8 protein-coding genes are annotated in these 13,757 nt (G+C 32.6%); all 8 read right to left on the reverse strand.

Annotated features, from left to right (window positions below; translation table 11 throughout):
• Nucleotides 1–77 precede the first annotated feature (77 nt).
• Nucleotides 78–7,904, reverse strand: a complete 7,827-nt coding sequence (locus J2S15_RS07505) for a DUF7927 domain-containing protein (protein WP_307406935.1) — start codon at nt 7,902–7,904, stop codon at nt 78–80.
• Nucleotides 7,905–7,938: 34 nt separating this feature from the next.
• The gene (locus J2S15_RS07510; RefSeq protein WP_307406937.1) at nt 7,939–8,667 is read right to left on the reverse strand and encodes an InlB B-repeat-containing protein; all 729 of its coding nucleotides are present in this window, start codon (nt 8,665–8,667) and stop codon (nt 7,939–7,941) included.
• 1 nt (nt 8,668) lies between these two features.
• On the reverse strand, nt 8,669–9,964 hold the full coding sequence (locus J2S15_RS07515) for an RNA polymerase sigma factor (protein WP_307406939.1): 1,296 nt from the start codon (nt 9,962–9,964) through the stop codon (nt 8,669–8,671).
• 297 nt (nt 9,965–10,261) lie between these two features.
• On the reverse strand, nt 10,262–10,822 hold the full coding sequence (locus tag J2S15_RS07520; RefSeq protein ID WP_307406942.1) for a hypothetical protein: 561 nt from the start codon (nt 10,820–10,822) through the stop codon (nt 10,262–10,264).
• A 124-nt stretch (nt 10,823–10,946) separates the two neighbouring features.
• On the reverse strand, nt 10,947–11,363 hold the full coding sequence (locus J2S15_RS07525; protein ID WP_307406944.1) for a hypothetical protein: 417 nt from the start codon (nt 11,361–11,363) through the stop codon (nt 10,947–10,949).
• Nucleotides 11,364–11,408: 45 nt separating this feature from the next.
• Complete coding sequence (gene rpoE / locus J2S15_RS07530) at nt 11,409–11,699, reverse strand: DNA-directed RNA polymerase subunit delta (protein WP_307406946.1); 291 nt, start codon at nt 11,697–11,699, stop codon at nt 11,409–11,411.
• Nucleotides 11,700–11,712: 13 nt separating this feature from the next.
• Nucleotides 11,713–13,356 carry an arginine--tRNA ligase gene (gene argS / locus J2S15_RS07535; protein ID WP_307406948.1) on the reverse strand — a complete coding sequence of 548 codons (1,644 nt, stop codon included), beginning with the start codon at nt 13,354–13,356 and terminating at the stop codon, nt 11,713–11,715.
• Entirely contained in the window at nt 13,343–13,741 is a 399-nt protein-coding gene (locus J2S15_RS07540) for a YwiB family protein (protein WP_307406949.1), read from the reverse strand. The genes argS and J2S15_RS07540 overlap by 14 nt, the downstream gene beginning before the upstream one ends.
• Nucleotides 13,742–13,757: the final 16 nt, after the last annotated feature.

Below are 13,757 nucleotides of genomic sequence, written 5' to 3' on the forward strand. Positions count from 1 at the left end.
TTTCATTATATCAATTAATTAAGATAAAAAAAGACATCTTAAACTCTATTAGAATTTAAAATGTCTTAAATTGCTTCCTATCTAGAAAGTTTTCTTCTTAACAACATTGTGATTACACCTAATGCACTGATTGATAATAAAATTATTAATCCATTCATATTTGTAGTATCTCCTGTGGCAATCGATGGATTACCAGTAATTGTCGATGCTTTTTTAATAATCAGATTATGAATAATTTCATTTGTATCTTTTGGATCATCATCACCAACCTGTACCTGAGCAACATTATGAATCGTATTTTGACTTCCTGTTACTTTTACTCTAAAGCTAACAACTGCAATTGTTCCTGGTTCTATTTTTTCAATTTCCCAAGTAAGTTGTTTACCTTCTATATTCATAGCTGTGTTATCAACTGATGAGTACATACTATCTTCTTCATACTCTGTTCCTGTAGGTATCTTATCTGTAATGATAATATTTCTTAATGTTTCAGTTCCAGTATTCTCAACATTTATAAAGTATGTAATTGTATCCCCATCAAGAACACTACTACCATCTTTAGGATCACTATCCTTAAGTATTTCAAATGATAGTAATTGTTTGTGTTCTACTTCGTTTGTTGGTGTCCATTCTTCTTCCTCTGGTGCTTTCGCGTAGGCCTGGTTCTTAATGTCTCTTTCACCTTCCGTGTTCATTTCATCCACTTTTACTTTAAAGCTTAATGTAACTGACTCTCCTACAGGAATGTTTTCAATATCCCATGTAAGATTTCCTTGTCCATCTGTGATAGTTGAATCATCTGGTGTTACTAAATCAGCACTTCCTTCATATGTAATACTTTCTTCCACATATGCTGTGTGTTCTGGAATTGCATCTTTCACTTGCAAGTTATCTAATGATGATTCCCCTGTGTTTGTGACTTTGATAGAATATGTAATTTCGTCTCCACCATTTACTGAACTTCCACTTTCTGGATTACTAAACTTTTCTACTTCATATGCTACTTTTTGTTTATGTTCTACTTCTTCTGATGGCTTCCATGGATCTTCAGGTACCTTTACATAAGCAACATTCTTTATTGAACGTTCTCCACTTGCATCCATTTCGTCTACTTTTACCTTAAAGCTTAAAATCACTTCTTTACCTACTGGCACATTCTCAATATCCCAAGTTAAATCTCCTAGTCCATCAATAACATTTATATCATTTACTGTAACTACATCTGCATCTCCACTGTAGGTAATAGAATCTTCCACATAAGTTGTAAATTCAGGGATTGCATCTTTTACTTGTGCTTTATCTAATGAAGACTCTCCAGTATTTGTAACTTTGATGAAATATGTAATTTCTTGATTTCCATCTACATAACTTCCTGTTTCTGGATCACTATACTTTTCTATTTCATACGCTACTTTTTGTTTGTGTTCTACTTCTTCCGATGGTTCCCAAGGATCTTCTGGAGCTTTCACATATGCAACATTCTTTATTGAACGTTCTCCTGTTTCATGCATTTCATCTACTTTAACTTTGAAACTTAGAATTACATCTTCTCCTACTGGTACGCCTTCAATATCCCAAGTTAGTTCACCTAATCCATCATCTATTGTTGTATCGTCAGGTGTTATTGCTGATGCATTTCCTTCATAGTTAATACTTCCATCTATATATGTTGTATATTCTGGAATATCATCTTTTACTTGTGCTTTATCTAATGTAGATTCTCCAGTGTTTGTAACTTTAATGAAATATGTAATCTCTTGATTTCCATCTACATAACTTCCTGTTTCTGGGTCACTGTATTTCTCTATTTCATACGCTACTTTTTGTTTGTGTTCTACTTCTTCTGATGGTGTCCAAGGATCTTCTGGTAGTCTTGTGTATGCCTTGTTAAGAATTTCACGCTCTCCAGTTTCATACATCTCATCTACTTTCACAGTGAAAGTAACAGTTACACTCTTATCAACTGCTAATCCTTTTACTTTCCATGTCAGATCACCACTACCATCAACAAGTTTTGTATCATCAGGAGTAACCGTTGTTGCATCTCCTGAATAGCTAATACTTCCATCAACATATGACGTGTATTCTGGAATTGCATCTTTGATATCAAATTCTTTTGCTGTTGCTTTACCTACATTCTTCACTGTAATACTATAAGTAATTTCATCACCACTACTTACATAACTACCTTCTTCTACATCACTAATTTTATTGATAGTAAGTAATGGTTCTTTTACTACATGATATGTTGTATTTGAATCTTTTGAGATTTCTTTTTCTGAGTATACACTTTCGTTTTCTTTATATGTGTTACCATCAACATCTGTGTATGTAGTTTCATATACCGTTTCTTCACGTTGTACATCTTTTAAATGAGCTGTATTTGTAAATTCTTTTTCTAACTCTTTTATTAATAACGTTGCAGGATTATCTGATGTAGTTGGTGCTTTTACTCTAAATGTAAGATATGCTTCTTCTCCACTACTCATTCCTGTTAATGTCCAAGTCATCTTTCCACTACTATCTGGTCCACTCATAGTCGCTGTTGCACTACTACTTGGGAATGCACTACTTGTATTACTGCTGTCTCTAAATGTATACGTCATACTGGATACAACATATGTCGTATCCAGTGGAAGAGAATCTGTTATTACAATATCTCCACTCTTTGCATCATCATGACCTGTGTTTTTAATTACTAATCGATATTCGATTGTTTGTTCTAACTCTGAGTATACTGGTGAAGTTCCAGTACCATTATTTTCACTTTGAACTGTATTATCTTCATTTACTAATGCTGCAGCTTTCTTTATATCCGCTTCTCTTCTAATTGTTTTATGTTCAACTGTGTTAGACGGTTGATCTGGAATGTTTGGTTGTTTTGCGATTGCCACATTTTCATATGTTTTTTCAGTTTCTCCATCTTCCCAATCAACTTTATCAACAATTGATTTAAATGTATATTCCGATTTTCCTTTTGGCACTTCAAGCGTTGGCCAAGTAATTGTATGTGTACTGCTATTATATGCACTATCATTTACTTTCACTTGTGCTCCACCTTGCAGTTTATAAGTAATACTTCCACTTACAAGTGACATTCCATCTGGTAACTTGTCACTTATTGTAAGGTTTGATTGGTTTGCAGTAGGCGAATCCACTGTAATTGTATAAGTTACTACTTTCCCTTCTTTTACCACTGGAACATCACTACCATCATATGAACCAGTTGGATTACTTGTTTTATTAACTGTATATGGTGCATATACTCCCATATCCAAATTACTCATTTTGTAATCCATTACTTTCATATCAGTAATGGCTGGAGTTGCAATACCAGTAATTTTTGCACTTTGTAAGTTTCCACTTCCATCAAGCACTGCATCAGCATCACTATTGACTGTTGAACCTACTCCACTTGCTTGTTTTGTGGTTAATGTATATTTACTTAAATCTACTGTTCCACTACTATCAAATTGTACATAGTAACTACCACTTGGTAGATTCGTAAATGAATATGCTCCATTTGCATCTGTAATCTCATTTGTTAAATCATTACCTAATATATCTGTTGTTACTTGAGTTCCATCACTTTTATATAAACTAACTTTCACATTTGGTAATTTACTTTCACTAGTGTCTCTTCTTCCATCTCTATTGGAGTCTATCCAAGCTACACCTTCTACTGTTCTTCTAACTACTTTTGCCTGAACAACAGGTGCATATAATGGATCTTCACTATTGCCAGAAACTACTGTTGCGTCATTTGCATAAATATTTGCTGGTTTATTGTCGCTCGTTTTCAATGTGTAACTAATTTTTATTGTAGTCTGTCCATCAAGACTTCCTGTCATGTAGAGTGCGGTAGGAGTAATTCCTGATGGTAGAGTATATGTAACAGTTGTACCACTGACTGACTTCGTTGCTGTGGTAAAACTTGATGTGTTTACATTGTAAGCATTATTACTTTCACTCTTTAAAGAATCATTTGTAGAATAAGCTAAATCCAGTGTACTAGTTGGAGTATCACTATATTCAATTGTAACTGTATCCACTGTATATGTTCCATCATACTTTGTTCCTCTCCAGTCTCCTGAATAAGGTAAGACATCAAGAATGCGTACATTGGATTGTGTATTTTGACTTGTATTTGTATAAGTTAAAAAGTAACCAATATCTTCACCTAATTCATACATATTTTGATCAATACCTTTTGCGAAGGTAGTCGCATTTGTTTTAGTTACTGTAAATCCTGCACTATAAGTATTTCCATTTCCAACAGTAATAGCACGGCCATCACCATCTGCGTAGATATTTACATTATTTGTGAAACTATCATTGTGTTCTACATCATTATCTGGGTCTGCTGCATTTCCAATGATTATAGAATAATAGATTTTATCCATTTCTTCTCCAACCTTTACACTGCTAAACTCCCAAGTTAATGTTTGAACTGTTCGTCCTTTACTATCTGTAGTAGTTCCTACAACTGGTTGCACTCCTGTACTGTAGTCTCCTCCATCTACTGTTTGAGAACTCTGATTATAAGTACCTCCAATAACAGTAGAACCTTCTACATAAGACAACCCATAAGGTAATGTATCAACTACTTTTACATTATCTAATATTTCATTTTCGGGTATTGTCCCATTTCCAAGCTGAAGTGAAGGACTTAGTACATAATCTACTTCTCTCTCTCCAGCATCTAAATCAAATACTTCTTTTGCTTTTCCACTTGACTGTTGAGCTACTGATTTAGTAATTGTAGCTATCTGTCCTACAATTAAGACCGAAGCTCCTGACCAATATCCATTAGGAGTATGACTTCCTGTCAATGTATTTCCTTCGCTATCGTATTGTGTTTTTTGATATAGTCCATATTCTCCTGTTACCGTTCCATCTAAAAACACATCTGGGTTATCCATAAAATCAGTACTTGTTTCATGTCCTATTTGTCCATAATAAAGCATAGAATCATCAAATGTCATTTTTGATCCTTCTTCCTCTTTCCAAATCTTAACATTATTAACCGTTTGATAAACGGTTCCAGATACTGCAGTATCTTGCATTTCTACAACAAAACCAATTTCTGTTCTATCATTTGGTATAATTCCATTTCTACCTTCTACAAGAACTGCAACACAAACTGCACTAGACCCTAAAGTAGATTTCAAATCTGCCATACTTTCAAACCAGACTAGATCTTCTTCGTGACCTGCAATCATATCACTGTCACTAATCCAACCTGAGCCATCCACTTTTGCTCCATACCGTAATTTGAAGTCCATAGTAACTGTTTTATTTACAAAATAGGAGCTCCCATCTGCTGTTGCTAATGGTTGAAATGCTTTATCGTCAAATTTTTGAAATATATTAATGGCTCTGGGATATTGTTCATCATCCATTGTCGTTCCTGCATGAATTCCACCCCAAATTTTAATAGTTTGACCCTTTGAAGCCCAACCATCAGAAGCATATCCTGCGATGTTACTAGATAAATTATTAGACCATGGTAATGCTGATGTTTCTGAAGAAAAATAATTCATTTTTGTATAGCTTCCTGGAGGTGTTATTAATACATCTACATTTGTACTATCATCATTAGTAATAATTTGAGTTGTTGTTTCTACACCACTTTTACTTGTAGCTTTAAAATTCGTGTCTTTTACAGTTAAATTATAATCTGTACCTTCAGTTACCTCTTCGAACGGAAACACAATTTGAAAATATCCTCCACTAAAAACTCCTCTTCCAAGATTTTCTCCAAACTTAATATTACTTGCAACTTGTGAAGTTCCAGTACCATATATTGGCCAATGATATTTTCCACTAGAAGTTAGAAATTTATAGGCATCAACTTCTACTGAAATAATTTCATTTGTTTGTTGAGCTTTCCATGTTCCTCCGTTTACTACTGAATTTGCTGATGAACCTGAATTCGCTGGCGCTATGTTATATGCATGATTACCCCAAGTATTATTATTGTAGTACATGTTACGCCCTTGACTACCGTTTTGAGATGTTGAATTTGCCTTATAATCCCAAAGAAGAGGCATAATATCACTACTTCCTGTTCCAGTTACATTCGTACCATTCCTATATGCAGTAACCTCTATATCAAAAGTAATTTTTCCAGCTGGTAATTCTATTCCCTTGAATCCTTTTGAAGCAGTGTAGTTTCTTATTTCAATAACAACTCCATATCCATACATTCTTCCAGTAACAGTACCTGCTGTATTATTTACTGCTCCAGCATTTCCAGTACTAAAATCATAATCATCTTTCCAAGAAAAATTTGAATTTCTCACAATTTGAATGTTATAGTTTGGTGCTGCTGATACTTTTACTGGATCTGCTTTTAATGATTTGTAATCACTTTCTGTATTTCCTTCCATCCACACTTCAAACGTTGGTTCAATAAGGTCACCATGCGCAGCTCCATTCACTTGAATTTCAAAAGGTAGTTGTCTAGTCCCAGGAAAAACAGTTTCTCCTGGTGCCGCTGAAAAATAACGTTTTCCAGTAAGTACTTGTTTTCCATCAACTACTGTTACTACAGGATCAACAATCCATTTCATATCATCTAAACTGAACTCTGCGATATCACTAGTATAAGGTAGGGTAACTTGAAAATATACATATCCACTTGTGAACGATGTATAACCACTAGTTGTTCTTATCTGAATATTTGCATCAATTGTATATCCTATTTTGTCAAATGAACGAACAATTCCATTACTTCCATTTGAATCATTTCCTGCTGTATCGTCAGCATCCCATCCAGAAGTTCCATCCCTTACCGTATTAACTTCTATACTCGATACATATGTTTGATCACTCCCTGCTTCTCCTCCAGGTTTATTATCATTAGGCTTTAAATTTTTCTCTTCATCAGTTAAGTTTATTTTGCTTGCTGGAGATGTTACATTCCCATAACGATCAGCTACATAGAATCCTTCATCCGTTCCATTGACAGTTCCATACACTCTATAATATGTTACTCCATCTTTACCTGTAAATGCATACACTCTTTCTCTTGTTACTAAAGTATTCTCATCAGATTCCATTTTTGTTGATGAACTGTAGTAATCTGGTATCGTTGTTGGTGCTAATGTACTTTCGATAAATCCATCTATTGATTTATTTAATACAAACTTATTAATATCATCTTGTTTTCCATTTACTGCATCAATTACTTTATAATCTTCATCCTTGTCCAATTCATACCATCCTTTAGTACTACTTGGATCACTTACATTACTAATGTATCCATATGCTACATATACTTTGTTTCCATCTGCACCATCAAAAGAATACACATCATAGCCTACTGTTGTTGAGATGGTATCTTCTTTCGTTATTGTTGTTGGGACACTTGTATAAGTTTCTCCTACCAATATATATGGTGCAATAGTTGTTTTTTCACTATCTGTATCAATTGCAGTTGTAGATGTAATTGTACCTTGAGAGTTCGTCTCATAGAATGCATCTGCTGCTCCATCCTGACTACCATATATTCTATAATAAGTATTGTTGTTCCTTCCTTTAAAATAATAAAGAACGCTCCCATCTCCAGTAGTGATTGTTTTACTTTCGTAATAAGCAGGTATATCACTTGGAGAAGTATTCTCTACAAACCCTGAAGCAAATACTGTTACTTCTTCTGAAGTTGGTTGTACTTCCTCCTGTGTTGTTTGTTCTTCACTTTCTTTCGGTGTTGTTTCTTCTGTTGTCTGTGTAGGTTGCGTAGACTCCAAAGATTCACTAGCCTCTGAATCTGATGTCTCAGTTACTTCACTAGTTTCTGGTTCCAGCAAATCATCTGCCAGAAGTAAGTCACTAGAAAACGCCCCTACAATCATTGTCATTAATATCATTACAATTGATATTTTCTTAAGCTTTTTCATTATTCATGCCCTCCGTCGTACTCTTTGATGCTTTTCACATTCTTCTGGTTCGAATTTTATTTTTAAATTTTAAAAATAAAATAGTAAGGACAAATAATAAAAGAAATACGCCTATTAATAATGGTGTTTTATCAATATTTATATTTTTTGTAAGTTGTACTGTTACTGTTTGATTTTCTATATTATTAGATTCTGCTATTTCTGATTCTTGAATCTCATTACTATATTCTTTTACTTCTATTCTTTTATAGTTAATTCCTTTTGTTGGATCAACAGATTCTTTTGCTGTAACTTCATCTACTTCTATTTCTGAATATACTGCATATAAATTGCGGTCTTCTGTAATATTTAATAATCCATCCCAACCTGAAAATGCCATACCATCTGTTGTTGGTACAGTTATATTAGGTGCATTACTTCCATGTGTAACTTGTTCCTGATGATATAAACTATCATTTACATAATACGATACTGTATAAATATAAGGAGTAAATACTGGATAATAGGATTGTGATTTTAATGCAATATTGGAATTAAGTGATTCACCACTTCCATCTGCTTTTGTATTGTATCCATGAAAATTGTATCCTTCTTTTAAACATGTTGGTATTTCAAATTTACTTCCATAGGATGCTTCTATCACCTTCGCAATTTGATTGTTTTCATTATAAAAAGTAAGCGTTATTGTATCTTCTGCTTTTATATTCTGAATAGGTACAATGAAAAAAACAATAACGATTGCTATCACTTTTATTTTCTTCATTTTATTTCACCCAATATGTATTTATATCATAAACACTTTCATTTCCACTATAGTCAGACAGATACACTTTAATTGTTACATCCTCAAACATGCCTTCAATTATTCCGTTTTCTGAAATTGTATATTTTGATCCATTATACTCCGCATATGAATTCTCAAAATTAACCCCAGACAACTGATCTTCCATACTTAAATGAACTCCATTATCTACATAACTAACTTCATTAATTATTGGAGCTTCTTTATCTATATTATTTATTTCAATTTCTTTTGTATCATTTTCAACTTTTATTTCATATGCTCCATTCTCATCTACAAAGAATGTAAGGATATTATTTTCGTAATCAAATTCTATTTTCATGTTATTTGAACTTACTTCTATCTGATTTGCTTCTATATCTTCACGAAGTAAAGCATTGACTTCTACTGATTTATTTGTTAATTCATTATAATAATTTACTTGTTGAATAATTGCTTGATCCTCTTTTAAAAGTAAGGATAATCCAAATGTACCAGCAGTTGCTACTCCAAGTGATGCAGCAAGTTTTGCTGCTATCTTACTACTTGTTGAACCACTTGAAAGTAGTGCTGTTGAAGTAGTTAACGCAGTTGCTGTTAATGCATTGTATATTTTATCTGACTGTTCTAAAGTCAATGGATTCGCAGACATAAGGTATTCATAGAATCCATACATAAATGGAGTAAATCCAATTGATAAAAATTGATTAGGATGAATGCCCTTCGCTTCCAAATCACCTTTTATATCACTTCTTATTTTATTTAATCTTGATTTAATCGTCCCTACAGGAACATTCAATACTTCAGATATTTCTTTGAGTTTTAATTCATCAAAATAATATAACTGTGCAATAGATTTAAATTTGCTGCCCAACTGATCAATCGATTGTTCTACTTCTGTATATATTTCATTTTTAGTAAATACATCTTCTGTATTAATTTTTTCATCCTCAATTTCTTCAAAGTCTTTTTCTTCATCCAATTGAAAATATTTTTTTCGTTTTCGATAATGTAACATCACATTTGTATAACAGATTCGATAAAGCCATGCATGAAATGCTTCTGGTTTTTCTAAAGTATGAATTTTCTTAATTACCTTAATAAATGTTTCTTGTACAATTTCTTCAGCATCTGTACTATTTTTCACATAAGTATATGTGAAAAAGTATAAATAATCTTTATAGAAATTATAAATTTCATTAAATGCATCTAAGTCTTTTGGGTTCTTCTGATACCGCTTAACGCATTCAATATCGATTTTCTTTATTTCATTTTTCATCGCCCACATTGCCTCTTCTTTCTTCCTTTAGATGCTAAAATGGCTCGTATGGTTCAAAATAAAATTAAAAACACTTATTTTCGTAAGTGTTTTCGAGAATTATACAACATGAAATAGTTTTGGAAACTTTCAAATTTATTTAGATCAGAGGAATGATTCATGTTGTATTAAAATGTTCAATATCCTTTTATTCTATCGTTCTTGTTAAGATTATATACCTATATTTATTAAATGTAAATATTTATTATATATTTTATAAAGTAAAATTAGTCAGTATTTTACTGACTAATTCCTAGATTATTGGTTTTCTTGAGTTTCATTATTTACAAACATAATATTCTTTAGTGTACATTTAATCACAGCAGACTCTGCATCATTTGACAGTACTTTTGCATCTACAATCTTAACTGCTGAATTTCCTTCTGGAAATATAAGTTCATGAGTTTCGTTTTGATGAAGAGGAATATTATCACTAATGATTTTAATCTCTGCATTTTTCATCTCATCTACAAGATTTACAGTTACTCCTTGTACTTCTATTACATTATTTCCTTGCGTTATAATACACTCTTTTAATCGTTCAAACAATCTATTTAGTTTTGCTTCATTTCTTTGCTGTAACTCTGCTACTGCAACTTGTTTATTCATAAAACTAGAAACAATAAACAAAATAATTCCTGCTACAAATATTACTCCATATATTGGACTATCATATCCATCTTTCATTACATAAGTTGATGAATTACTAACTTGAATTTGTTGAAATACAATGTATCCTGTTGCAAATGCTGCTGTTAATCCTATTCCTTTTCCATACTTCCATTTGTTATCATATGCTTTATACGGTATTCTTGCCATCTTTGGTCCCCCTATGTTCTATATATAATACGGAGAACCTAGGTAAAAGGTTTCATTTAATATAATAATTTTTGATTATTATGCTTTAATGACTAATAATTGTAAGCATCAATATCAATAATGATTATTTTTCAATTATACAATTTCCCCAATCTGCATTTAATACTTCTAATGCGTAATCTTTATCATTCATCATTTCATCTGTAATTCCATAATTAGAGTAATATGTATCTTCTAACTGTGTCATATCAACCTTGACTACAATATTTACAATTGCTCCATCAAGTTCATAATCATATTCCACACCTTTTCTCTGATTTGCTTCTTTTGCAATTTCATCCATTGATTCCTTATTGGCCCCAAAATAACTTTGATTTAGATTTAATTGAATTAACTTATTATCTTCATAAACTAACTGCTGACTCACAGAATAATTTGCTTCACTTCTTTCAATCGAACAATAGATTGTTGATTCTTCATCTCCACTATTACTACATGCTGTTACCAATATTAATAATCCTACTATAAGTATCTTTTTCATTTTCCCTCCAAGTATGCAAAAAAATAGTATAACTGTTACGTTATACTATTCTTCTTCGATTTCGTCTTCTTCATCATCGATTAATTCTTCAGCACTAACCTTTTTTACTTCTTCTAAACGATGACGAGATTTTAAATCCCATTTATTGTCTTCCATGATAACAAATCTACCATCTAATGAAAGATCCGTATAGAACTGAGCAATCTTATCTTCTTTTTGAGCTTGTGTCAGTCCTTTAATTTCACTAACATTATTGAATAATTCAATAAATACAACTGCTGATTTGCTGTTGTTTAACACATCGTACGCGATATCAATCATAGGTTGTTGTCCCATATTATATTTCCTCCTACATCTGCTCAGGAGCTTCTACTCCAATTAAATATAATGCGTTGCGCAATGTTATTTTACATGCTTTTAATAAATCCAAACGTTGTGCACTCAACTGTGGATTTGAACTATCATTTACTTTACATTCACTATAGAATTTATGAAATAAAGATGATAATTTTTGAGTATAGTTACATACTTTATTAGGTGCTCTGTTCTTTGCAGCATCACTAACTACGTTTGTAAACTCATTAATATACTTTAATAACTGAACCTCTTTTTCATTCGTTAATAAACTATAATCTTCAGCTTCTTCCTCAATATCAGTAGCCCTTAATATTGAGCAAATCCTTGCATGTGCATATTGAGCATAATACACTGGATTCTCACTGTCTTGTTTTTTCGCTAATCCAATATCAAAATCTAAGTGTGTATCAAGTGCCCTTTGAACAAAGAAATAACGAACCGCATCTACTCCTACTTCTTCACATAACTCACGTAGGGTAATTGCATTTCCTAACCTTTTACTCATTTTTACTTCTTCGCCATTTTCCACTAAACGAACCATCTGGATAATATCTACTTCCAATGTATCGCTATCTCTTCCAAGGGCTTCAATGCTTGCCTTCAGACGAGGGATATAACCATGGTGATCTGCGCCAAAGAAATTAACTAGTTTTTCAAATCCTCGATCCAATTTATCTATATGATAAGCAATGTCTGGTACAAGGTATGTATACGAACCATCTGATTTTCTTAATACCCGATCCTTATCATCGCCAAAGCGAGTGGTTTCAAACCATAAGGCATCTTCCTTTTCATAAGTCATTCCTAAATCAGATAGTTTTTCAACCGCTTTTTCTACCATCCCAGCATCACGAATAGCCTGTTCACTAGTATATACATCAAATTCTACTCTAAAGTTCTTAAGGTCATTCTTTAGTTTATCCATTTCAAACTTTATTCCTTCTTTTTTAAAGAATTCTAAAGTCTCATCATTCATCTCTAAATACTTGTCTCCAACTTTATCAGCAAGTTCCTCTGCAATTTTCTTTACATCATCACCATGATAACCATCTTCTGGTAATTCTGCTTCTTTTCCAAATACTGCTGCATATCTTGCGTATAGTGATTTTCCTAAGTTAATAATCTGATTACCAGCATCATTAATATAATATTCTCTGGTAACATCATATCCACTGGCTTTCATTAAACGGGTAACACTATCACCCCATGCAGCTCCTCTTGCATGCCCCAGGTGTAAATCACCAGTTGGGTTTGCACTTACATATTCACAGTTTACTTTTAATTGGTTTCCACTATGGTTATGACCATAACGTTCATCCTCTTTTAAGACAACCTGAATAATATTTGTAAGTGAGTCACTTTTCATCTTAAAGTTTATAAATCCTGGACCAGCAATTTCCATACTGTCTACAGAACCCTGTTCCTTATCTAAAGTATCAATAATTCCTTGAGCTATATCTCTTGGAGCTTTTCCAATCTTCTTGGAAAATTTCATTGCGGCATTTGTCGCATAATCTCCATGACTTTTGTCTTTGGGAATTTCTATTACTATTTCAGAAAGTTCACAGTCAGTATCAAATGCATGTTTGATACTATCGGCAATTGCCTGTTTTAGTTTCATATCAATTGTACTCACAAATACCCTCCTCTATACTAAATTCTATATGATATCCGTCTTTTTCTTCATTTGAAGATAAGATATCATAATCGACGATTATTCTACCACGTTCGCTTGTATACTGATAAGTAAAAAGCTCGATTTCTATATCGCCATAAGGACTTTTAATCAGATTCATCGTTTTTTGATTTTCTTTGAAGGTAAGATTTGATTGTAGTTCCCCACTTCGAATTATTGTCAGTTGGTTAGGGTAAATCAATACTCTTACTTTAATTCCATCTGCTTCACGATAGACCAATTCTTCATAATCATCGTAGATAATAAAGGTAGCTTCTCCTTTATATAGATCTGCTTCTTCTAAACTATAACGATGTCGATGTTTTACATAGATTTGTTTTATCATAAAATTCCTTTATCTT

The organism is Breznakia pachnodae (genome assembly GCF_030814225.1).
Taxonomy (GTDB): Bacteria; Bacillota_I; Bacilli_A; order Erysipelotrichales; family Erysipelotrichaceae; genus Breznakia; species Breznakia pachnodae.

What these genes read in the sequence shown, in the direction of transcription:
- J2S15_RS07515 (WP_307406939.1), bottom strand. Translation starts at nt 9,964, where the DNA reads ATGAAAAATGAAATAAAGAAAATCGATATTGAATGCGTTAAGCGGTAT.
- J2S15_RS07510 (WP_307406937.1), bottom strand. Translation starts at nt 8,667, where the DNA reads ATGAAGAAAATAAAAGTGATAGCAATCGTTATTGTTTTTTTCATTGTA.
- J2S15_RS07520 (WP_307406942.1), bottom strand. Translation starts at nt 10,822, where the DNA reads ATGGCAAGAATACCGTATAAAGCATATGATAACAAATGGAAGTATGGA.
- J2S15_RS07505 (WP_307406935.1), bottom strand. Translation starts at nt 7,904, where the DNA reads ATGAAAAAGCTTAAGAAAATATCAATTGTAATGATATTAATGACAATG.
- J2S15_RS07525 (WP_307406944.1), bottom strand. Translation starts at nt 11,363, where the DNA reads ATGAAAAAGATACTTATAGTAGGATTATTAATATTGGTAACAGCATGT.
- J2S15_RS07540 (WP_307406949.1), bottom strand. Translation starts at nt 13,741, where the DNA reads ATGATAAAACAAATCTATGTAAAACATCGACATCGTTATAGTTTAGAA.
- rpoE (WP_307406946.1), bottom strand. Translation starts at nt 11,699, where the DNA reads ATGGGACAACAACCTATGATTGATATCGCGTACGATGTGTTAAACAAC.